Origin of the sequence: Thiocapsa rosea (assembly GCF_003634315.1) — a bacterium.
Classification (GTDB): Bacteria; Pseudomonadota; Gammaproteobacteria; order Chromatiales; family Chromatiaceae; genus Thiocapsa; species Thiocapsa rosea.
Map to the genome: position 1 here is coordinate 1,402,624 of NZ_RBXL01000001.1, position 21,511 is coordinate 1,424,134.

Annotated in this window: 17 protein-coding genes; 11 read left to right on the forward strand and 6 right to left on the reverse strand. The window is 65.4% G+C overall.

Going from position 1 to position 21,511, the window contains the following annotated elements; translation table 11 throughout:
- Positions 1-26: 26 nt before the first annotated feature.
- Together BDD21_RS06455 and BDD21_RS06460 are read left to right on the forward strand one after the other, a co-directional pair.
- Positions 27-794 (forward strand): class I SAM-dependent methyltransferase, encoded by a 768-nt coding sequence (locus BDD21_RS06455; protein WP_245969444.1) that lies wholly within the window; start codon positions 27-29, stop codon positions 792-794.
- 309 nt (positions 795-1,103) lie between these two features.
- Positions 1,104-1,721 (forward strand): EF-hand domain-containing protein, encoded by a 618-nt coding sequence (locus tag BDD21_RS06460; protein ID WP_120796454.1) that lies wholly within the window; start codon positions 1,104-1,106, stop codon positions 1,719-1,721.
- Between the two features lie 18 nt (positions 1,722-1,739).
- Here BDD21_RS06460 and BDD21_RS06465 read toward each other — a convergent pair whose 3' ends face one another.
- Both BDD21_RS06465 and BDD21_RS06470 read right to left on the reverse strand, forming a co-directional pair.
- A complete protein-coding gene (locus tag BDD21_RS06465) occupies positions 1,740-2,900 on the reverse strand; it encodes a Fic family protein (RefSeq protein WP_120799783.1) in 1,161 nt (386 codons plus the stop codon).
- Positions 2,901-3,740: 840 nt separating this feature from the next.
- On the reverse strand, positions 3,741-4,841 hold the full coding sequence (locus tag BDD21_RS06470) for an esterase/lipase family protein (RefSeq protein WP_120796455.1): 1,101 nt from the start codon (positions 4,839-4,841) through the stop codon (positions 3,741-3,743).
- A gap of 45 nt (positions 4,842-4,886) precedes the next feature.
- On the opposite strand from BDD21_RS06470, the gene speA reads away from it, so the two are divergent.
- The 8 genes from speA (at position 4,887) to BDD21_RS06510 (ending at position 13,723) form a co-directional block, all read left to right on the forward strand.
- Positions 4,887-6,767 carry a biosynthetic arginine decarboxylase gene (gene speA / locus BDD21_RS06475; RefSeq protein ID WP_120796456.1) on the forward strand — a complete coding sequence of 627 codons (1,881 nt, stop codon included), beginning with the start codon at positions 4,887-4,889 and terminating at the stop codon, positions 6,765-6,767.
- Positions 6,768-6,770: 3 nt separating this feature from the next.
- The gene (gene hypA, locus BDD21_RS06480; RefSeq protein ID WP_120796457.1) at positions 6,771-7,121 is read left to right on the forward strand and encodes a hydrogenase maturation nickel metallochaperone HypA; all 351 of its coding nucleotides are present in this window, start codon (positions 6,771-6,773) and stop codon (positions 7,119-7,121) included.
- A 331-nt stretch (positions 7,122-7,452) separates the two neighbouring features.
- Positions 7,453-8,388: a hydrogenase nickel incorporation protein HypB gene (gene hypB / locus BDD21_RS06485; RefSeq protein WP_120796458.1), complete on the forward strand. Its 936-nt coding sequence runs from the start codon at positions 7,453-7,455 to the stop codon at positions 8,386-8,388.
- Between the two features lie 125 nt (positions 8,389-8,513).
- The gene (locus BDD21_RS06490) at positions 8,514-9,026 is read left to right on the forward strand and encodes a hypothetical protein (protein WP_120796459.1); all 513 of its coding nucleotides are present in this window, start codon (positions 8,514-8,516) and stop codon (positions 9,024-9,026) included.
- 128 nt (positions 9,027-9,154) lie between these two features.
- Positions 9,155-9,628 (forward strand): DUF302 domain-containing protein, encoded by a 474-nt coding sequence (locus tag BDD21_RS06495; RefSeq protein ID WP_120799784.1) that lies wholly within the window; start codon positions 9,155-9,157, stop codon positions 9,626-9,628.
- A gap of 8 nt (positions 9,629-9,636) precedes the next feature.
- Positions 9,637-11,754, forward strand: a complete 2,118-nt coding sequence (locus BDD21_RS06500) for a glycosyltransferase (RefSeq protein ID WP_120796460.1) — start codon at positions 9,637-9,639, stop codon at positions 11,752-11,754.
- Positions 11,751-12,668, forward strand: a complete 918-nt coding sequence (locus tag BDD21_RS06505; protein WP_120796461.1) for a glycosyltransferase family 2 protein — start codon at positions 11,751-11,753, stop codon at positions 12,666-12,668. The genes BDD21_RS06500 and BDD21_RS06505 overlap by 4 nt, the downstream gene beginning before the upstream one ends.
- Before the next feature lie 2 nt (positions 12,669-12,670).
- Entirely contained in the window at positions 12,671-13,723 is a 1,053-nt protein-coding gene (locus BDD21_RS06510; protein WP_120796462.1) for an NAD-dependent epimerase/dehydratase family protein, read from the forward strand.
- Positions 13,724-13,793: 70 nt separating this feature from the next.
- Here BDD21_RS06510 and BDD21_RS06515 read toward each other — a convergent pair whose 3' ends face one another.
- A complete protein-coding gene (locus tag BDD21_RS06515; RefSeq protein ID WP_120796463.1) occupies positions 13,794-16,190 on the reverse strand; it encodes a DUF1631 domain-containing protein in 2,397 nt (798 codons plus the stop codon).
- 609 nt (positions 16,191-16,799) lie between these two features.
- On the opposite strand from BDD21_RS06515, the gene BDD21_RS06520 reads away from it, so the two are divergent.
- Positions 16,800-17,285 (forward strand): AAA family ATPase, encoded by a 486-nt coding sequence (locus BDD21_RS06520; RefSeq protein WP_120796464.1) that lies wholly within the window; start codon positions 16,800-16,802, stop codon positions 17,283-17,285.
- Positions 17,286-17,643: 358 nt separating this feature from the next.
- On the opposite strand, the gene glmS is transcribed toward BDD21_RS06520, so the two are convergent.
- The 3 genes from glmS to BDD21_RS06535 all read right to left on the reverse strand — a co-directional run bounded on the left by glmS (position 17,644) and on the right by BDD21_RS06535 (position 21,491).
- Entirely contained in the window at positions 17,644-19,476 is a 1,833-nt protein-coding gene (glmS, locus tag BDD21_RS06525) for a glutamine--fructose-6-phosphate transaminase (isomerizing) (protein ID WP_120796465.1), read from the reverse strand.
- A gap of 121 nt (positions 19,477-19,597) precedes the next feature.
- Entirely contained in the window at positions 19,598-20,968 is a 1,371-nt protein-coding gene (gene glmU / locus BDD21_RS06530) for a bifunctional UDP-N-acetylglucosamine diphosphorylase/glucosamine-1-phosphate N-acetyltransferase GlmU (protein ID WP_120796466.1), read from the reverse strand.
- Between the two features lie 25 nt (positions 20,969-20,993).
- The gene (locus BDD21_RS06535; protein WP_120796467.1) at positions 20,994-21,491 is read right to left on the reverse strand and encodes an FKBP-type peptidyl-prolyl cis-trans isomerase; all 498 of its coding nucleotides are present in this window, start codon (positions 21,489-21,491) and stop codon (positions 20,994-20,996) included.
- Positions 21,492-21,511 lie beyond the last annotated feature (20 nt).

Below are 21,511 nucleotides of genomic sequence, written 5' to 3' on the forward strand. Positions count from 1 at the left end.
GCCGGCGCTGGCGGATCGAGCTGCGCTTGTCCATACAACGCAACGTCATCGAAGGGGCCGGCGATCTGAACGCGGCCATATCCAACGGAGTCGCCCGCATGTCCTTACCCCGCTCTCTCCCGATCCTCCTCCTTCCGCTGATTCTCCTCGGCCACCTAAGCGCATACGCCGAGGCCCCCGCCGTCGGCCCGGACATGAACGCCTACTATCACGGGGCCGATCATGACCGGTGGCGCGACATCTTCGAGAGCGACGGGCGGGAGGTCTACGATCGGCGTTTCGAGATCCTGGAGGCGCTGAAGGTCCGACCCGGCATGCGGATCGCGGACGTGGGGGCCGGCTCGGGGCTCTACACGATGCTGTTTGCCGAGGCGGCCGGTCCGACCGGACGGGTCTTCGCGGTGGATATCTCGGAGAGCTTCGTCACGGCGATCGCGGCTCGCGCGGCGCAGGCGGGCCTCGGCAATGTGCTCCCGGTGCTCAGCCAACAGAAGAGCACCGAGCTGCCGCCCGGGAGTGTGGATCTGGTGTTCACCTCGGATACCTATCACCACTTCGAGTATCCGCGCGCCATGCTCGACTCGATCCGCGCGGCGCTCGTGCCCGGCGGGATACTGGCGATCATCGACTTCAGGCGTGAGCCGGGGGTGAGCAATCGCTGGATCCTGGGGCACGTGCGGGCCGGTCGGGAGGAGGTGATCGCCGAGGTGGAGCAGGCCGGTTTCAAGCTGATCGACGAGCCGATCAAGCTGCGTTTGAATTATTTCGTGCTCTTTCGAAAGGTTGACGCCTGACGTCCGGCACCGCTGCGTTTTCACACTCTCTGCACCTTCAGGTGCTTCAATAAGGATTAAACCGCGCCCAGTGCGGTATGCGATGTTTTTGGATGGGATCGGCCCCGGCAGCTTTGACGGCCGCTGGAGACGGCGCGGTTTAAGAGATTAAAAATATGATTTTAAACCGCGTCTACGCTAAGGGCCGTGGATGCACCAAACGTCGAGCCCACTCGAAAGTGAGCATCTCGCTCTGGACGCGGTTTGGAAGTGAGCGGGTCACGCCGATACCGACGCGGACCCTCACCCGATCGAACCACGGAGGTTTCCATGAAGACGACGATGCGTAGATCCATCATGGCAGTGACGGTCGCGGCGGCATTCGCCGCGCCCTTGGCACTCGCCCAGCAACCTGCGCCGCCGCGCGGCCCAATGACCTTCTCGGCGTTCGATCTCGACGGCGACGGGATCGTGACCGAGGTGGAGTTCGATACCGCGCGGGCTCAGCACATGGCTGAGCGTGCCGCTCAGGGAGCGCCGATGCGTGGGGCGGCCAATGCACCGGCCTTTTCGGAATTCGACCTGAACGGCGACGGGCGGCTGACGCCGGAGGAGTTCGCAACGGTTCAGCAATCCCGAATGCAGGGACGGCCCGGTGGGGGTATGGGACCGGGCATAGGGATGGGACCCGGCGCAGGCATGAGGCGAAACATGCCCGCCTTCGCCGAATTCGATTTGAACGGCGACGGCGCTTTGACCGAGCAGGAGTTTTACGAGGGGCGTGCCAACCGCATAAAAGAGCGCTCTCAGCAGGGCTATCCGATGCGAAACCTTGCAAACGCGCCGTCGTTCGAGGCGATCGATCTGAACGGTGACGGGCGAATCACACCCGACGAATTTGCCGCCGCTCAGGCGCAGCATCACCAGCAGGGTATGCGGGCGCCCTGAGTCGCGATCGGACCACGCTCAATGCCGGTCGGGGAAGAGTCCGGGCATCCAGCGGGGTGCGAGGGCGGCGGGGAATGCCAGTCTCAGGGGGGCGCGGGTGCTTTCCGACGCGATGACCTCCCGGTCAAACAGGGTGGAGGTAATCCGGCGAGCTTGACGGTCTCCGATCCCGAGGTGTCCGGCAACATCGCCGCGCGGCAGCTCGCCTCGGTAGAGTACCGCCTCCAAAAGGGCTCCCGACCTTGCAGGCAGGCGTTCGGCACGGATTTCGTCTTCCGCCCAAGCCCGGATGCGATCCCGAAGTCGCTCGGGCTGAACCAAGCCATCCATAAAGTCGACTTGGTCGATGCAGATTCGCAGGAAGAAGGCCGTGAAGTCGACAAGGGCTTCCTCGCTGAGATGTCCGCGCCCGTCTAGATCGTTGCGACGCGGAAGATCGCAGTTGGCAAGCAGTGACTTGTAGGTGCCCTCGTTGCGGGCCAATCCGCGGGCAACGGACCAGAGACCGCCGGTCTCCAGGGTCCGACGCAGAACGGCGTAGGACATGAGGCGCGCAACCCGACCGTTCCCGTCCAGGAACGGATGTATCCACAAGAGTCTGTGGTGCGCCGTCGCCGCAGCCAGGATGGCGCCCGTCGCTCCCTGGTTGGCGTAGGCGTCTTCGAAGCGGGTGAGGAAGCGCGGGACGGCGCCCGGACTGACGGCGATATGGCGGCCGACACGAACGTCACGAGTGCGCAACGCGCCCGGCACCACACGCATGCGCGCCTTGGTCTCGGGCTCGGTGACCCAAAGCAGCTCATCCGGAAGCCGCTCGCCGAACCGCTTGCTCAGCTCGCACAACCCGGCGACCGTAAAGGCACGATCATCGAGCTCGCCCGCGTCGATCCATGCCTGCACGGCGATATGGGCTTGTGCTTCGAGTTGGAGGTTGCGTTTCTCCGGGTCGCCGCTGTAGTCACCCTTGAGCGCGCGCTCGATGTCGACCGGATGGGTGTCGTGCCCCTCGATCAGGTTGCTGTAGTAGCAGTTCATCGACCGCACCAGATCGGCCAAGGCGCCAACGATGCCGGGCGGTAGGCTCCGTCGAAGGCCGGCCGACTTCGCTGCCAGCTCGATGGCAAGGTCGGACAAAGCGGCGCGTTGCCTCGCACCTTCGCCGATGAGGAGGGGCTCCATCAGGGCGACGGACTCACCCCGATCGACGGCCGGCTCCGCGTCGGCCCTAATGTCCGCTGAGATGTCCGCTTTCCGTTCCGGTGGTTTGGCCATCATTTCATCATTTTTACATTGGGTTGAGACATCTCGAACCTGCGCCGGGACGTCGGTGGTGTCCGGTTCGACGGCCGTATCGCGGCCTACAGACGGCGTTACAACCGGAGCGGCCATGAAACCACCTGATTAGAAAGAATCTTCCGCCAGGCTCACGGAATGCGCCACCGATCGACGCAGACTGCTCTCGGCGCCACCATCCGGCGGAGCCTGCCATGGCCATGACTCGAAGCCAGGGGTTTCCGGCTGCCCCAACGGGGCTTACCACGCGAGCCCGGGGCAACGCCCCGGGATAACGATCCCCATCCAGTTTAGCCCTGAAGGGGCGGCCCAACGCTTTGATGTGTCGATCTTAGGCGAGCGTTTCAGGGAGGCGCCGAACGGTGACAAACGCCATGGCAGGGCGGATCTTTAGACCGCCCTTTCAGGGCTCATTGGTTTTGGTTGATCGAAACCCGGGGCGCTGCCCCGGGCTGACTTCTGACGCGCCGATGGCGCTCGACACTCGACACAAACTGCCGCAACGCCACTCGCCATGTTCTCCCACAATGGCTTTGGTTGCTTGATACTTACCCGGCGCGCCCCGAATCGTCGATTCGGCGCGTGGCTTAAGCTCCTTACTAATCAGGTGAAACCATGATGCGTAGGTCGGATTAGTAATCCGACACTCCAGCCTCATGTCGGATTACGGCGCGCATAAGCCTCTGAGCGAGCCAGAGAGCTCACACCGAGCGCGCCTAACCCGACCTACGGGATGTAGGCTTTCCGTCTTGCCCGGGGCTCATCCCTGGACCACTCCTTGAGGATGGTGACGATGTGCGGGATGGCCTCAGGCTCCGGGTCGCTCGGGAACAAACGTGCGATCATCCCGCGATGTGAGGCACGCACGAGAACCGGCGGCGGAGCGCCGGGGATCCGCAGCGAGTCGAGAGGCACGACGCCGTCGCCTAGACCCTCGCCGAGGCTCGACCACCAGTCTTCGAGCACCTCGGCGAGATCGGGGGCAAGATCGGTCGATCCGATCTCGGCGGAAATGGCTTCGAGACTCGCGGCCATCGACGCCGGTGGTTCCGTCAGCAAACCGCCGATCAGCCGGACGGGGACGGATTCGGGCCAAGGCCGCGCATTCAGATCCTCCAGAAAGGCGCTGCCGGGTCGCAGGTCGATCTTGGCCTCGCCGGTGCCGTCGCGCAGCCCGGCGAAGAGCGAGAAGCGCCGCTCCGGACCGGCGGCCAGATGGTCGCGCAGCTCCAGCCAGATGCGCAGACGCGCCCATTCCGAGCCCTGATTGGGTGTGCCGACCAGGATGACGCCGTGCACGGGCGCACCCTCGACGGGCGCAGGTGCCCCCGCGGGGCTGCGCCAGCGGGTGATGAAATCGCGGATGATCAGCCCGCCCATGCTGTGCCCGATCAACACGACCGGCCGGTCGGACGGCAGCTCGGGCCAATGTGCGGCAAGGAGGTCCGTGCTGCGGTCCACGCCTTGGTCGTTGGGGTAACGGAACTCCCAGACCTCGAAACCGGCAGAGCCGAGCACGGGGATGAGGTCGTCCCAGATGTCGCCGGGCTCGTCGAGTCCGTGGACGAGCAGGACCCGCGGCAGGGCAGGCTCGGCCCCGTCCGGGACGACCTGGATGCGCGGGATGAGGCCATGCCAGCCGTCCAGCGGTGCCATCGCCTGCGGAAACCAGGCATCGAGCTTGTCGTGGACGAGCACCCGCAGACGCCGCTCCTCGCGCGGATGCCCCTCGGCCCACCAGGTCCAGAGCGCGACCGCAAGCAATAGACCGATCGGGATCAGGAGCAGTATCAGACGACGGCGGAACCGCACGGATTTCGCGTTCATGCCTTACCATCCTCCTATCGACATCACCGAACGAGACCCGTCGTCATGGACCAAGGTGTGAAGCGCTGTAATCAGATCTATGCCATCGACCGTTGGGGCGAGGGCTATTTCGGGATCAATCCCGCAGGTCATCTCTATGCGCGACCGAACCTGAACGGCGCAACCGAGGTGGATCTAGCCCTCTTGGCCGAGCAGCTCGACGCCGAGGGCCTGTCGCTGCCGGTGCTGGTGCGCTTCAACGATATCCTGCGCCATCGCGTCGCGTCGCTTCACCAGGCCTTCGTGGATGCGAGCGCGGCGAGCAGTTACAGCGGTCGCTATCAACCCGTCTATCCGATCAAGGTCAACCAGCAGGCCGGCGTGGTGCGCGAGATCCTGCGCTCCGGTCATGCGGGTCTGGAGGCCGGCAGCAAGCCCGAGCTGATGGCGGTGCTGGCACTCTCGCCGCCCGAGGGTCTGGTGGTCTGCAACGGCTACAAAGACCGCGAGTATATCCGGCTCGCCCTGATCGGGAGACGCTTGGGTCTGCGGGTGCAGATCGTGATCGAGAAGCCATCCGAGGTGGGGCTCATCCTCGAGGAGGCCGAGCGGCTCGGCGTGGAGCCCCTGCTCGGCGTGCGGGCGCGGCTCGCCGCCGCGGCGGCGGGGAACTGGCAGAGCAGCGGCGGAGAGAAGGCCAAGTTCGGGCTCTCGGCCAATCAGATCCTGGATCTGGTCCGCACGCTGGAGTCTGCCGGACGGCTGCACTGGCTGAATCTGCTGCATGCGCACTTGGGCTCTCAGATCCCGAATCTTCAGGACATTCGCTCCGGTGTTGCCGAGCTGGTGCGTTTCTACGCCGAGCTGCGCCGCCTGGGTGCGCCGATCACCATCCTGGATGTCGGCGGCGGATTGGGTGTCGACTACGAGGGAACCCGCACGCGCAACTACTGCTCGGTCAACTACAGCTTCGCGGGTTACGCGAGCGCGATCGTCGAGAGTGTCGCGGCCGAGTGTCGCCGACGCGGCCTGCCCGAGCCGGATCTGCTGAGTGAATCAGGCCGGGCGCTCACCGCGCATCATGCCGTCTTGATCACCAACGTGATCGATCGCGAGGAGGCCGGCGGCCAAGGCGTTCAGCCCACGTCCGACGAAGGGGATCCGCTGCTCGATGCGCTGGCCGGACAGCTTCGCGCCGCGGACGAGGCACCGCCGCAGGAGGTCTATTCGGAGGCACGCGAGCTGATGGCGACCGCGCGCGAGCGCTTTGCGGCGGATCGACTCGACCTGACCGGACGGGCCCGCGCGGAGGAGCTCTTCTTCGCCATCTGTCGGCGACTGGCCGGACGGCTGGACCCGGCGATCCGCCGCCATCGCGAGCTGGCCGACGAGGTCAACGCCCTTCTGGCCGACAAGCTCTTCTGCAACTTCTCCTTGTTCCAGTCGATGCCGGACGTCTGGGCACTCGATCAGATCTTTCCCATCGTGCCGATCCAGCGTCTCGACGAGCTGCCGCTGGCACGGGCGATGGTGCATGATCTGACCTGCGACTCCGACGGCTGTATCGACCACTATGTCGACGAGGGCGGCGTGGAGGCGAGCCTGCCGGTGCATGCCGGCGCCGGGTCGGGGGCACCCTATCTCATCGGATTCTTCATGGTCGGCGCCTATCAGGAGATCCTCGGCGACATCCACAACCTCTTCGGCGACACGGATGCCGTGAATGTCGAGCTGGATGCGAGCGCGCCGGGCGGCTACCGTCTGCTCGATGCCGAGCGCGGCGACTCCACCGACGAGCTGTTGAGCTATGTGCACTTCGAGCCGCGGACCCTGCTCGCGCACTATCGACGCAAGCTGGACGCCGCCGGTCTGGACCGGCCGACCCGCGAGCAATTCTTCGTCGAGCTCAAGGCCGGGCTCTACGGCTACACCTATCTGGGCAGCTGAGCCATGCACGAGCTTTCCATCTGTCAGGCGCTGCTCGATCAGGTCGAGCGGATCGCCGTCGAGCACGGGGCCAGCGCGGTCGAGCGGATCCTGCTGCGGGTCGGGCCGCTCTCGGGTGTCGAGGGATCTTTGCTCCGTCACGCCTTTCCGCTGGCCGCGGCAGGGACCGTCGCGGAGAACGCCGAGCTGGTGATCGAGACGGCCCAGGTTCGGGTGGCCTGCAGCGATTGCGGTGCGGAGACGGAGGCGACCCCGAACCGGCTGTTGTGCGGAGACTGCGGCAGCTATAAGACGCGCCTGGTGAGCGGGGATGAGTTGTTGTTGGCGAACCTGGAGCTGACCATTCCGGACTAAACCGCGTTTTAAACTCTTCGGCCTCGTTTGGCGTTGATCGCGACCTCGCATGAATCCGAAACGCCGGCGCGACGCGGTTTAGGACACGAAACGAAAAATTTTCTAAAACGCGTCACTCTCCGAGGTTGTGAGTGGCTATCGAGGCAAGCCCCGAGCGATCAGCGCGCATAGAATGCCTGACGCGTTTTAGAAGCGTACACTCGGGATGATGCGCTCGCCCGGAGCGGCGATGCGCGACGAATCCGGAGTCGACCTCGCGCGATGTCGAGATCCGAATGCCCCGGCCCCACCTGGACAGCAAGGCGGGGCGGCGTCTATGGAGCCATCACTCATGTGCGATACCTGCGGCTGCAACATCACCCCCGGCAACGAGCATCTGGTTCGGGCGGACGGCAAGCACTCCAAAACCGCCGACGGCCGTGCGGCGGTGACCGTGCTCCAAGCCCTGCTCTCGGAGAACGATCACGAGGCGGCCCACAATCGGGAGCATTTCGATCGTCACCAGGTGCTGGCGTTGAACATCATGTCCTCGCCCGGTGCCGGCAAGACGAGCCTGCTGGAACGGACCATCGACGCCTTTGCGGGTCAGGTGCGCATCGCCGTCATCGAGGGCGATCTCGAGACCGAGAACGACGCCGAGCGTATCCGCGCCAAGGGTGTCCCGGCCGTGCAGATCTCCACCGGCACGGCGTGCCATCTGGACGCCCACATGGTGCACGACGCCCTGCATCGGTTGGATCTCAACGAGGTCGACATCCTCTTTATCGAGAACGTCGGCAACCTGGTCTGTCCGGCCAGCTTCGATCTCGGGCAGCACCGTAACGTCACGCTCCTGTCCGTACCGGAGGGCGACGACAAGCCGGCGAAATACCCGGTCATGTTCCGCGCGGCGGACCTGGTGCTCTGCACCAAATCGGATCTGCTCACCGTCCTGCCCGAGTTCTCGGTCGAACGTGCCGAGCACCATCTGCGCCAGCTTGCCAGCGTGGTGCCGTTCGAGTCGGTCTCCACGCGCGGCGAGGGCGACATCGAGCCCTGGCTGAATTGGCTGAGCGACGAACTCGCGGCCCAGCGCTCGCGCCTTGAACTGGGGCGCACCATTCGCCCCTCGGTTCAACCGGACGGGGCTCGGCTGCATGGTCATGCGGCGGACGGACACACACACGATCATCATGGCCATGGCCACACCCATCATCACGACCATGAGCACGGCCATGCGCATGACCACGCTCATCACCACCACACGCACGCCCATGAGCAGGATTGAGCCTCTTGCGACGCCTTGCCGTAGGGTGTAATTAGTGGCCGGGTCGCCGTCGATAGACGGCGACCCGCGAAGATTTCCGGATGCGCGACACGAGAGAAATCACACCAACCCAGGAGGAACGCCCGATGCCGATCAAACCGATCAGGACCCTGTCCGCCGTTTCACTCGCCGCACTGGCTGCGCTGACCGTCTATGCCCCCGTCAGCCAAGCCTTCAACTTCGGCAACATGATGAATCCGAGCCGCTGGATGGGCGGCGACCGCTACAACGACTACGACGATGGCTATTACGGCGGTCCTTACGGTGGTCCGGGCTTCGGTTACCCCTACGGCGGTTACGCACCCGGTTACGGTGCACCCGGATATGCGGCCCCCGGTTTCGTTGCACCTGCCCCGGGCTATGCCGCACCCGGCTACCCGGTCGCACCTGCTGCAGTCCCCGGAATCGCGCCTGCTCCTGCGGCCCAGGCGCCTGCCGCGAGTGCGGCACCCGTGGACAGCGCCGAGGTTCAAGCGCTCAAGCGGCGGGTCGAGGAGCTCGAGGCGGCACAACAGCAGCAGCGGTCCGCTCCACCGCCGGCACCGCCTGCCGGTGATTGGCCGTCCGCACCGGCCTTCCGCCCGATGAACCAATACTGACGCCTCGGCGAGGCGACGCCTTGTCGGTCAGCACCCCGCCATCCGGCGGGGTTTTGCCGCTCGCACGGGGCGCGGTGTCGATCCGTGATCGGCGTTGCGAGACGGCCCATCAAGAGGGATTCAGACGCATGATCACACTCAAGCGCGGCCTCGCCGGACTGCTGTTGGCCGGCGGACTCCTGTCCCAAGCCGCCTTCGGCAGCGGCTACGCCGTCTACACCAGCGACTCCGAATTCGCAGACGTGCTCGACGGGCTCAAGATGGCGATCCAAGAGCGCGGCATGTACATCAACAACGTGATGAACATGGGCGAGATGCTCGAACGCACCGGCAAGGATCTCGGCACGGATACGCCGCTCTACGCGCAAGCCGAGTCCATCGAGTTCTGCAGTGCCGTGCTCTCGCGCGAGATGAGCACCGAGAACCCGGTCCATGTGGTGAACTGTCCCTTCATCATCGCCGTCTACACCCTGCCCGAGGAGACGGGGACGACCTATGTCGCCCACCGCGAGATCCCCGCCGATCAGGTCGAATCCAGCCCGGCGATGGCCAAGGTCGCGGACATGCTCAAGGGGATCTCGGAGGCCGCCGTCTCCTGGTAGATGGTAGGATGACGGCCGTCGGATCGACTGCCGGAACGCACGCCCTGGACATCATCCTCCGTTATTTCCCCCGCGCCCTCCATGTCCTGCGCACGGAGGGCGTCGCCGTCCTGCTGCGCAAGCTCAAGCGCCGTCTAGGCACCACGCCGCTGCGTGTGGCCGACCCGCCGCGTCTGCTCGCGCTCTCCGAGCCCTTCGACCCGGTCGACCTGACGCCGGGCGCGGCGCCGCTGGTCTCGGTGGTGATCCCGGTCCACAACCAGTTCGGCTACACACATCACTGTCTCGCCGCGCTGGCCCACGTCGGCGCCCAGCGGGCCTTCGAGGTGATCCTGGTCGACGACTGCTCAAGCGACGGGACCGGCGAGCGACTCGTGCGCTACCCCGGTTTGCGCCTAATCCGCAACCCCGAGAACCTCGGGTTCGTCGGATCCTGCAATCGCGGGGCCGAGGCCGCGCAGGGTGCCTATCTGGTCTTTCTGAACAACGACACCCAGGTCCAACCCGGCTGGCTGGATGCGCTGATCGACACCTTCGAGGACGCACCGGATGCCGGGATCGTCGGCAGCCGCCTCCTCTATCCGGACGGCCGCCAGCAGGAGGCCGGGGCCATCCTCTTTGCGGACGGCACGGCCTGGAACTACGGCCACCTGGACGCCCCGGACAAGCCCCAATACAGCTATCGCCGCGCCGTCGACTATTGCTCGGGCGCCGCACTCGCCATCGAGACCGCGCTCTTCAGGCGTCTCGGCGGATTCGACAGCGCCTTCGCGCCCGCCTATTACGAGGATGCCGATCTGGCCTTCCGGGTACGCGCAGCCGGGCGCACGGTCTACTACCAGCCGCTGTCGCGCGTCGTGCACTTCGAGGGGATCAGCGCGGGGCGCGACGAGCAGACCCAGACGGGTTTGAAGCGATATCAGCGGATCAATGCCGAGACCTTCCGCACGCGTTGGGCCGAGGTCTTGGCCGGCTTCGGCGAGCGCGGCGAGGATCTGGAGCGGGCGAAGGAGCGCGCCGTACGACGCCGGGTCCTGGTGGTCGACAACTACATGGTCACGCCGGATCGCGAGTCCGGCTCGGTGCGGATGATCAACCTGTTCCGCATCCTGCAAGGGCTCGGCTTCAAGGTGACCTTCGCGGCGGCGAATCTGGAGGCACCCGAGCCTTATGTCGCCGACCTGCAGCGCATCGGTGTGGAGGTGCTCTACCGGCCCTACGTGCGCCGGATCCGCGACCATCTGGCCCGTCACGGGACCGACTACGACCTGGTGATCCTAAGCCGTGCCGATGCTGCGGCGGCCACGCTCGACGCGGCCCGGACCCACTGCCCCAGGGCACGGATCGTCTTCGATACGGTCGATCTGCACTTCCTGCGCGAGCACCGACTCGCGCAGCTGCAAGGCGATCGCGCGACCCTGCGTGTCGCCGAGCGGCGCAAGGCGCAGGAGCTAGACCTGATGCGTCGGGCCGATCTGACCTTCGTGGTCAGCGAGGCCGAGCGTGACATCCTGGCCGTTGAGGCGCCGGATGTCCGGGTCCATGTCGTCTCCAACATCCACCGGGTCTTCGGCTCGGCTAAGCCGTACGATGCGCGGAGCGGGATCCTCTTCATCGGCGCCTTCGCACACCCGCCGAACACCGACGCCGTCCTCTTTCTCTGTCGCGAGATCATGCCCTTGCTGCGCGTGCGCGTCCCGGACAGCCGGCTCAGCATCATCGGTGCGGATCCGCCGCGCGAGGTCCTCGCCTGCGCCGGGTCGGACATCGAGATCCTTGGACACGTCCCCGATGTCGAGCCTTTCTTCGCCGCGTGCCGTGCCTCGGTCGCACCCTTACGCTACGGCGCCGGGGTGAAGGGCAAGATCAACCAGAGTCTGGCCCACGGGCTGCCCGTCGTTGCGACCCGCGTCGCCGCGGAGGGCATGCATCTGGTCGACGGCGAATCGGTGTTGATCGCGGACGACGCGCCCGCCTTCGCCGAGGCGATCGCGCGGCTCGATCGGGATCCACTGCTCTGGCAGCGTCTCTCCGACGGAGGCATCCGGGTGATGGAGACCCATTTCGGCTTCGCCGCCGCCGAGCAGGCGCTGCGCGAAGCGCTCGATCTGGAGGACGGCACGTGAGCACGGCCGCATCGGTCCCCGCCATCGGCGTGATCGTCGTCAACTACAACGCGGGCGATCTGCTGACCCAGTGTGTCGGGGCGGTCCTCGGAGCGGATGTGCCGGTCGAGGTCATCGTCAGCGACAACGGGTCGGACGACGGGAGCCTTGAGCATCTGCGCGCGATGTTCGGCACGGATCCGCGCCTGCGCATCCTCGAAAACCGGTCTAATCTGGGCTTCGCCGCGGCCAACAATCGCGCCTTGCCGCTGGTCCGGGCCGATCGCCTGCTGTTTCTGAATCCGGACTGCCTGGTCGGACCCGACACACTGGGGCGGATGCTCGCCTTCATGGAGAGCCGCCCGGACGTCGGTATGGCCGGCTGCATCGTGCGCAACCCGGACGGGAGCGAGCAGGTGGCGAGCCGCCGCACGATTCCCGACCCCTGGATCGCGCTCAAACGCATCCTGCGGCTCGATCGGCTCCTGCCCGATCGGGGCGGGCGCCGTCTGAACCTTCATCATGAGCCGTTGCCCGCCGAGCCGGTCGCGGTCGAGGCGATCTCCGGATCCTTCATGCTGGTGAGCCGGCGGGCGCTCGACGCGGTCGGGCCGCTCGACGAGGGCTATTTCCTGCACTGCGAGGATCTCGACTGGTTCGTGCGTTTTCGACAGGCCGGTTGGACGATCGCGCTCGTCCCGGATGTCAGCGTGATCCATCACAAAGGTGCCTGCAGCCGACGCCACCCGATCGAGGTCGAGCGGCACAAGCATCGGGGGATGGAGCGCTTTTACCGCAAGTTCCAGGCTCGGGAATATCCAATGTTCTTCAATGGGTTGGTTATCTTCGGCATCCGGGTCCATTTCTGGAGCCGGGTCTTCATCGACACCCTGAGCCGACTGTTCCATCGCCCGAGATCGGGGAAGAGGGGCTGATCATGGACCAAGACGCAAGCGCGCGGCTCGGATCGATCCTCGTCACCGGAGCGACCGGCAAGGTGGGCCGACGGCTGGTCGCGGAGCTGCTGCGGACCGGCCACCGCGTGGCGATCGTCACGCGATCCTCTGATGCGGCGCAGACACTCTGGCCAGAGCAAGGACCGGCGCCGGGTCCCGAGATCCGTGCCGCCGACCTGACCGACCCGTCGAGCCTCGGATCGGTCTGCGACGGCATCGACACCCTATTCCACTTGGCGAGCTACTCGCCGCGTCCGGACGAGCCGGACATCTACGAGGCAGCCTCCCACTGGCCGGTGACCGCCGAGGGCACCGCCACTCTGATGGCCCGCGTCGAGCCGTCCGGGATTCGGCGTGTCGTCTATCTAAGCAGCATCAAGGCGATGGGAGACCGGGCCGGTGCGCTCGGCCGACCCGCCGACGAGTCGGTTGCCCCGGCGCCGGACAGTCTCTACGGTCGCGCAAAGCTCGCAGCCGAGCGCAGTGTCCTGGAACTTGGACGCGCGACCGGCCGACACACCGTGGTTCTGCGGCTTCCCATGGTCTACGGCCTCGGGGACAACGGAAACATCGCGCGCATGGTCAAGGCGGTCGCGGCGGGGCGCTTCCCGCCTTGGCCTCGCATCGAGAATCACCGCGCAGCGATCCATGTCGAGGATGCCGTCGCCGCCGCAATCCTGGTCGCCGGCCGGCCCGAGACGGCCGGCGAGGTCTACCTGGTCACCGACGGCCGAGACTATTCCACCCGCTGGCTCTACGAGCAGAGCCTCATCGCACTCGGCCGGCCCGTGCCGCGCTGGACCACCCCGCTCCCGGTTCTGCGTCTCGCGGCCGGCATCGGTACGCTCGGCGAACGCCTGACCCGACGGCGCATGCCGCTGACCCTGGACGGGCTCGGCAAGCTCACGGGTGATGCCTGGTTCTCCTCGGCGAAGATCGAGCGCGACCTGGGCTTTCGGGCGCGACAGACGCTCAAGGCCGAGATCCCGCATCTGGCCAGGGCTCTGTCGAACATGCCCGACGCCGAGGAATGAGACATTCGGTCCGCACGATCGGACGAGGCGGATCGGCGTGGCTTCGCAAAACCGGCAGAGGGAGCGCCTGTCAGCCGGAATCACCCGTCGTCTCGGGCATGACCTGCTCAAGCACTTGGGCCACCGCGCGATCGGTCAGGGGATCCTGGCTCAAGACGCGCGCCGTCCCCTTGCGCAGATGGCCTGCGAGGCTGGTCGTGGCCAGGGTCAAGGCGTTGTCCCCCTGACGGTTGGTGAAGAGATAGACCCCGCGATACTTGCTGACCCAGCCGAGCCGCAAGGTCTTGCGCGTCCCCCGGAAACTCTGGAACTCCACCCAATCGCCGACCTCGAGCGATCGGGCGAGCAGCAGATATTGATCCGGCGGTGCGGTCTCCTCGGACGCCGGCGTCGCGTCCTCGCCGCGCGCCATTTCCGCGGCGAAGGACGGTGCGTTTGCCGCTCCGGAGGTCTGCAGCAACTCGGATGCGGAGGTCGCGAAGGCATCCTGGTCCAACGGTTTCCCCGGCGGCGGCTCCTTGTGCAGGGCGCCCATGTGAAGCCGGATCAGGCGGTCGAAGAAGGGATCCCATGCCTCCTCGAGATGGACCGTTTCCAGGCCACGGCGCAACCGCTTGAGGAGATCCGGGAGCGCCGTGAGGAGACGATTGCGCTCCTGGGCCGTGTCTTTGGGCTTAACGCTCCAGATCAGGTCGTCCATCGTCGCCAGTGCTTCGCGCCACGGCTCGGCCGCATCGCCGAAGCGGATAAAGACATCGATCAGCACCCGACGCCAAAACCGATCGAAAAACGACGCAACCAGCACGGGAAGCGCAACGTCGGCGGTCCGGGTCGCCAATTCCTCGCCCACTCGCGTGGCCGCAATCTCCTGGCGATCGCGCTGCTCAAGCTGATCGAAGACACGCTGCGACTTGCTTTGCGCGTGCTCTTCTTCCTCGCGCAGGAACTCTTCGAGCCTGTAGGTCTGAACCGCGAAGACGTTCAGGTCCTCGTCGAACCCCTCGACGACGGCATCGACGATCTCCCGGACCTTATCGACCAGGCGGGGCTCGTCCTTCTCGTTGCGCCCGATTCCGGAGCTCGCGACCACGTCGAGCAACCGACGGGCCGGGTGCCTGCGATCGGAAAAGAAGGACTTGTCGACCAACGCGACCTTAAGCACCGGAATCTGCAACTTGGCCAACTCCGCGCGCACGGTCGCCGAGAGCTCGGGGTCGTTGAAGATGGCATCGAAGAGCCGTGCGACGATGTCGATGGTCATGGCATCGAGCGGCCGCGACCACATCATCATGGGAGCGGCGCGAATCTGTTGAAGCACATTCCCACGCCGCGGATCGATGTTCGAGGATCTCAGGCCCGGAATCTGCCGAACATCCGTGAACCCTCGCTGGAGCGCGTTCAACGCCTCGATCAGCTGGGCGAGGCCAAGCGCGGGTGTCTCCGGACCGCCCGGTGCGGCGCCGCCCTTGGACGCGCCGGGCGCGCCGGGCGCACCGGGCGCAGCGGTCGTCCGGGAGAGTCGGCCGCGACTCGCGGTCTGGATCGCGCGGGCCAACTGGCCGAAGACGTCGTCGTTCGCCAGGCGCGGAAGGCGCTCGAAATCCACCCGCGTGTGGACCCGGGCACCCGGCTCGACAAGGCTCTGCTCTTCCTGCTCGGTCAATCCCGGATCCTCGGAAGGCTCGAAACCGGCCCACCCCGACATCCCGCCGATACTGCCGCCGGGCTGGTCGGGGGTCTCGCTGCGCGGAGCCGACAGGGGGCCTGCAAGCGGGATGGTCGGAAGCACGCCGGACTGAACGAGAAAACGATTCAGATCCGCGTAGACGCCGGGAAGCTCGACGGAGGTCTGACGCTCGAACTCGTGCAGAAGGATCAAGGCGAGCTGCTCGCGCACATCCAGGTCGTTCAGGGCCTGGAGCATGGCGCTGAAGACGGTGCGCGGATACAGCGGATTGTCGTCCTGGCTGATCCGCGGCACGCGCAGGAGTGCGGCGAGACGGCGGTCGAGCGCCGTGAGCTGCTGCGAGCAGTTACATGCCGCGCGGGCCGAGAGTTTGCCGATGGCCAGATCACGCTCGAAGTCGTCGGTATCCACGAGACGCAGCTCGTCGGTCTCGTGCATCACCGTCGCGGCCTCTTTCGACTGCAAGGCCGCGACGCTCGCGTCGAAGCAGGCGACGTAGGTACTGCGGAACTGCTGCAGGAGCTGTTGCCCTCGGTTGTCGAGGAAGTCCATCGCCGAGAAATAGAGCTGCTGTTGCTCCAGGCTGGTCGCGCGGTCGGCCATGCCGAGAAAATCCTCGCTCGCCCCGCCGAGATGCTGCGCGAACACGGTCGCCAGACCGTGCGCAAGGCGGTCGCGACACCCGCTCAGCAGTGCGGCCGCATCCGTCGGTGTCAGGCCCGCGACGACGTCGGGCGTCTCGAGCGGAGGAGCTGAGGAGGTGGTGGAGGTGTCGGCCATGGATGCAGGTCTCGAATGTTCAGCCGCACCGTTGCGGCATCGGAGGCATCCTTTGCCGACATCGACCCCCGAGATGCCGTGGACTCGGCACGATGACGGCAGCTGAGCCTCAAACGCCGGCGGGGTCGACCTGAAGGCAAGTATAGGGCAGGTCCGAAACCGATGCCGCGGGTCGAGGATATCGGGTCGTCGTCGAGAGTCAGAAAGTCCGAAATCCAAGCGTCGAGGCTTCCGGAAATCTAAGCAGCCTGGTCAGGAATCCGCTCGAACGGATCGATCGCGACAGCGCGCCGGGGCCCGCCGACTTCAGTCGGCACCCGGGGAGGCGGACTTCAGTCCGCAGCGCGAGCGCGCTCGGGCGACTGAAGCCGCCCGTCCCCGGGAGCCGGATGAATCCGGCGTACCCGGGCGGTCGCGGTCGGCGACCTGGACACTGCCGATGGGGCCGAAACGATGATCAAGACCATGCAATTGACTAAGAACTGGTTTCGATGTCTACGCAGTGATAACAATATACCGCTTAACAAGATGCTGCACTCGGACTGCAACTCCGCTACGCTTCGTTGCCGCCGGTGGGTTCTGTCGTTATACCGAAGAGATTAGAGCACCATGAAAGTTATCCTTCTTGGAAACGCTGGAGCGGGTAAAAGCACCCTGTCCAGAAAACTGATGGCCAAGCATCCCGCCGCCCGGCTGTCGCTGGATGAGGTGGCTTTTCAAGGTGGTACGGAAAGACGCCCTCTTCAAGACAGCATTGAGGATGTGAAACACTGGATTGCATGCAACGAAAGCTGGATCATCGAAGGCTGTTACGCCGACATTATTGAGCCCGTATTGGAGCGCTGTGATGAACTTATCTTCCTCAACCCCGGGGTAGATGCGTGCATTGCACACTGCCGCTCAAGACCGTGGGAGCCGGAAAAGTTTAGCTCACGCCAAGAACAAGACGAAAATCTAGAAAACCTGCTCCAATGGGTTAACTCCTACGAGAGCCGTACGGACGAATATGGGCTCTCAAGGCACCGGGCGCTCTACGAATCGTTTCATGGCAAGAAGCGTGAATTCAATGATCCGAGCGAGTATGAATTGGCATAAGGTGATTTCCGGGAAAGGATCTACCGGCGTGCAGAGGCGAATGCATTCACCCCTACCGTCCCTACAGGTCTTCCCGGCATGCGCAGACGGGATGCCCATTCTCGGAAATCGCCTAACCGGCGAGCAGCCGCCCCTCTCCCGCCCCGTCGCGACGCCCGATGCAGACCCCTTCGCGCATCCGGACGCCCAGCGGCGTTTCCGGATCATGAGCGATGCGCAGGAGCTTGAGCGGGCCTTCGCGTCGACATCCGAGGCCGCGCCCGAACGATTCAGTTCAATTATCGCACCTGGCATCAGATCCGAAGCCAAGCGGACCGCCTTCACGGTCAGGAAACACAAATGCCGTTTCCTGGACGACTTATTCCACCGTCACCGATTTGGCCAAATTCCGGGGCTGATCCACATCGGTCCCCTTGAGCACGGCGACGTGATAGGCAAGGAGCTGCAAGGGGATCGTGAAGATAATGGGGTCGATCAGATCGTCGGTCTCGGGGAGGCGGATGACGGTGACGCCTTCCTCTTCGACCATGGGGACATGCAGGTCGGCGAAGACGTAGAGCTGGCCGCCGCGTGCGCGGACCTCTTCGAGATTGGATTTGAGCTTTTCGAGCAGGGCATTGTTGGGCGCGACGGCGACCACGGGCATTTGCTCGTCGATCAGTGCGAGGGGGCCGTGCTTGAGCTCGCCCGCCGGGTACGCCTCGGCGTGGATGTAGGAGATCTCCTTGAGCTTGAGCGCGCCTTCCATGGCGATCGGGTATTGCTCGCCGCGCCCGAGAAAGAGCGTGTGCTGCTTGTCGACGAAGACCTCGGCAAGGGCGGCGATACGGTCGTCGAGATCCAGCACGGCCTCGACCTTGCCAGGGAGCGCCCGCAGCAGCGCGACCACATGGGCCTCGGCGGTGTCGCTCAGGGCGTTTTCATGGCCGAGCGCCACGGTCATCAGCAACAAGGACACCAGTTGGGTGGTAAACGCCTTGGTTGAGGCCACACCGATCTCGGGGCCGGCATGGGTGAGCAGCACCAGGTCCGACTCGCGTACCAAGGAGCTTTCGGGAACATTGCAGATGGCGAGCGTCGCCGCGTAGCCCGAGGACTTTGCCAGACGCAGCGCCGCCAGGGTATCGGCCGTCTCGCCGGATTGGGAGAGGGTGACGAACAGGGCGTCGGACGGTACCACCTGTTTGCGATAGCGGTACTCGCTTGCCACCTCGACGGTGCACGGCAGACCGGCGAGGGCCTCGATCCAGTAGCGTGCGACCAAGGCGGCATGATAGCTGGTGCCGCAGGCGACCAGGGTCACCGCCTTGACCCGAGCGAAGATCTCGGGGGCCAGATTGCCGAAACTCTCGGGCAGGACGCGGTTGCCGGCCAGGCGACCTTCGAGTGTGTCGGCGATCGCACGCGGCTGCTCGAAGATCTCTTTGAGCATGAAGTGGCGGTACTCGCCCCGCTCGGCGGCATCGGCCGAGACGGCGGAGGTCTTCACCGGCCGCACGACGAGGTTGCCGTCGCGGTCCCAGATGCGGACCGATTCGCGGGTCAGCTCGGCGATATCGCCTTCTTCGAGGAAGATAAAGCGATGGGTGACGGGCAGTAGGGCAAAGACATCGGAGGCGATGAAATGCTCGCCGAATCCGACCCCGATGACCAGAGGGCTCCCTTGGCGTGCCGCGACGAGATGCTCGCCATCCTGCGCATCGATGACGCCGAGGGCATAGGCGCCGCGCAGGCGTGTCGTCGCCAGACGCACGGCATCGAGCAGATGATGGCCGGCCTCGAGCTGGTCGAAAACGGCGTGGACGACGACCTCGGTATCGGTTTCGGACGTGAAACGGTGGCCCGCAGCGGTTTGCTCGCGACGCAGGTCTTCGTGATTCTCGATGATCCCGTTGTGCACGACCACGCAGCGGTCGCGACAGACATGGGGATGGGCGTTGCGGGTCGCAGGCTCGCCGTGGGTCGCCCAACGCGTGTGCGCGATGCCCAGCGTGCCGGGCAACGGCCGCTCGGCGACCGCCTCGGCCAGGCGCGCGACCTTGCCGAGCGTACGGGCGCGATTGAGCCTGCAAGGTGCCTCGAGGACCGCGATGCCGGCGGAGTCGTAGCCCCGATACTCGAGACGCCTCAGCCCTTCCAGCAGGATGGCCGAGACCGGACGTTGAGCGATCGCACCGACGATACCGCACATGACTTGTCCCTCGTTTGTCTTAAACCACGCCCAGCGCAGTATGCAATGTTTTGGGAAGGGGTCGGCCCCGGCAGACTTGATGATCGTTGGAATCGGCGCGGTTTAGACCGATCCGAGCCGATCAGGTGACCGGCCGCTTCCGAGGCCGCGTCCATCCCGGAATCGTCCTTTGCGGGGCGCGCGTCAGCGTGAGCTGGTCCGGCGGAGTATCGCGCGCAATTACGGAACCGGCGCCGATGGTCGCTCCGGCGCCGACCCGCACGGGCGCGACCAGAGCAGTATTGGATCCGATAAAGGCGCCGTCTTCGATCAGGGTGAGCGATTTGTTGGCACCGTCGTAGTTACAGGTGATGGTCCCCGCGCCGACATTCACGCCGGCGCCGATCTCGGCGTCGCCGAGATAGCTCAGGTGATTGGCCTTGCTGCCGGCGCCGAGGCTGGTCTTTTTGATCTCTACGAAATTTCCGACATGGGTGTGGTCGGCAAGTCGAGTATCGGGACGCAGTCGCGCGAACGGACCGATCCGCGCTTGGGCCCCAACCACGGCACCCTCGATCACCGAGTTGGCCAGGACGTGAGTGTCCGGACCGATGCTGCAGTCCTTCAGAAGACAGTTGGGGCCGATACGTGTGCCGCTCGACAGCCGAACCACGCCCTCGAATATGCAGTTGATGTCGATGACGACATCCGGCTCGGCCTGAAGGACGCCGCGCAGATCGAACCGCGACGGATCCGCCAAGGTCACGCCGGAGCGCATCAGGTCTTCGGCGGCATGGAGCTGATAGTCGCGCTCGAGGGCCGCGAGTTGAACTCGGTCGTTGACGCCGGCGACCTCCGCGAGTCGGCCGGGCCGGGTCGATGCAACCGCCACGTCCTCGGCTGCGGCCAGCGCGGTGACGTCGGTGAGATAGTATTCTCCCTGAACGTTGTCGTTACCGATGCGGGCGAGCCAGCCGTCGAGCTTCGATCGGTCGGCGACCAGAATGCCTGTGTTGATCTCGGTGATGGTGCGCTGTTCGGGTGTCGCGTCCTTTTCCTCGACGATCCCGATGACTTGACCGCGGCTGTCGCGCAGGATCCGTCCGTAACCGGCGGGATCCGGAACGTCGGCGGTCAGGATCCCGAGATCGGTATCGACCGCGACCTGGAGCAGACGATTCAAGGTCTCGCCGGTGATGAGCGGCACGTCGCCGTAGAGGATCAAGACGCGGTCCATGTCCGCGACCTGGGGCATGGCCTGAATGACGGCGTGTCCGGTGCCCAATTGCTCGGCCTGCTCGACCCAGAGGCATCCGGTATCGGCCAACGCGGTGCGGACCTGGTCGCCGCCGTGACCGTACACGGTGACGATGCGCGCGGCGCCGATCGACTCGGCGGTGTCCATGACATGGCCAAGCAGCGGCTTCCCGGCCAAGGGATGAAGTACCTTCGGAAGAGCGGAGCGCATCCGCTTGCCGAGCCCCGCCGCCAAGATCACGACTCCAAGCCTCATCGCTTCGCCCTCTTCGAACGTCGGATCAGTGCAGACCGCCACCCGGGAGCATACCACCCCCGCCAAGGTCGGCCGTCAACTCCGCATGTGTCGGCTCGCGCACCTCCTCGATCCGGACATGCACGCGCAGCGTCTTGCCGGCAAGCGGATGGTTGCCGTCGAGGATGAGCTTGCCGTCCTCGATCCGGGTGACGTGGAACTGGCGCGTTTCCCCCGCCTCGTTCTCCATCTGCACCTCGGCACCGACAAACCTGAATTCGGTCGGCACGTTCTCCAAGGTGTCGGTAAAGATCAGGTCGGGATCATACGCGCCGAAGCCTTGATCCGGTCCCAGAACCAGCTCGACCGCGTCGCCGGCGCGGCGCCCGTCGACGGCCGCACCCATGCCGCCGATCAGCTCGTTCTGACCGCCGTGAATATAGCTGACCGGGATATCGGTCTGCTCCAGGATGTTGCCCTGCCCGTCCTCGATTCGGTAGGTCAGTGCGACAAGCTTGCCGGCGCTGATGAGCTGTTCGGTCATGATGGGGTTCGCCTCCGGGT

Bases quoted from the DNA above. Each gene is read 5' to 3' on its own strand.
- BDD21_RS06465 (WP_120799783.1), bottom strand. From the start codon at position 2,900: ATGGAGCCCCTCCTCATCGGCGAAGGTGCGAGGCAACGCGCCGCTTTG.
- glmS (WP_120796465.1), bottom strand. From the start codon at position 19,476: ATGTGCGGTATCGTCGGTGCGATCGCTCAACGTCCGGTCTCGGCCATC.
- hypA (WP_120796457.1), top strand. From the start codon at position 6,771: ATGCACGAGCTTTCCATCTGTCAGGCGCTGCTCGATCAGGTCGAGCGG.
- BDD21_RS06520 (WP_120796464.1), top strand. From the start codon at position 16,800: ATGAAAGTTATCCTTCTTGGAAACGCTGGAGCGGGTAAAAGCACCCTG.
- BDD21_RS06500 (WP_120796460.1), top strand. From the start codon at position 9,637: ATGACGGCCGTCGGATCGACTGCCGGAACGCACGCCCTGGACATCATC.
- BDD21_RS06535 (WP_120796467.1), bottom strand. From the start codon at position 21,491: ATGACCGAACAGCTCATCAGCGCCGGCAAGCTTGTCGCACTGACCTAC.
- BDD21_RS06470 (WP_120796455.1), bottom strand. From the start codon at position 4,841: ATGAACGCGAAATCCGTGCGGTTCCGCCGTCGTCTGATACTGCTCCTG.
- BDD21_RS06460 (WP_120796454.1), top strand. From the start codon at position 1,104: ATGAAGACGACGATGCGTAGATCCATCATGGCAGTGACGGTCGCGGCG.
- BDD21_RS06495 (WP_120799784.1), top strand. From the start codon at position 9,155: ATGATCACACTCAAGCGCGGCCTCGCCGGACTGCTGTTGGCCGGCGGA.
- glmU (WP_120796466.1), bottom strand. From the start codon at position 20,968: ATGAGGCTTGGAGTCGTGATCTTGGCGGCGGGGCTCGGCAAGCGGATG.
- hypB (WP_120796458.1), top strand. From the start codon at position 7,453: ATGTGCGATACCTGCGGCTGCAACATCACCCCCGGCAACGAGCATCTG.
- speA (WP_120796456.1), top strand. From the start codon at position 4,887: ATGGACCAAGGTGTGAAGCGCTGTAATCAGATCTATGCCATCGACCGT.
- BDD21_RS06515 (WP_120796463.1), bottom strand. From the start codon at position 16,190: ATGGCCGACACCTCCACCACCTCCTCAGCTCCTCCGCTCGAGACGCCC.
- BDD21_RS06510 (WP_120796462.1), top strand. From the start codon at position 12,671: ATGGACCAAGACGCAAGCGCGCGGCTCGGATCGATCCTCGTCACCGGA.
- BDD21_RS06490 (WP_120796459.1), top strand. From the start codon at position 8,514: ATGCCGATCAAACCGATCAGGACCCTGTCCGCCGTTTCACTCGCCGCA.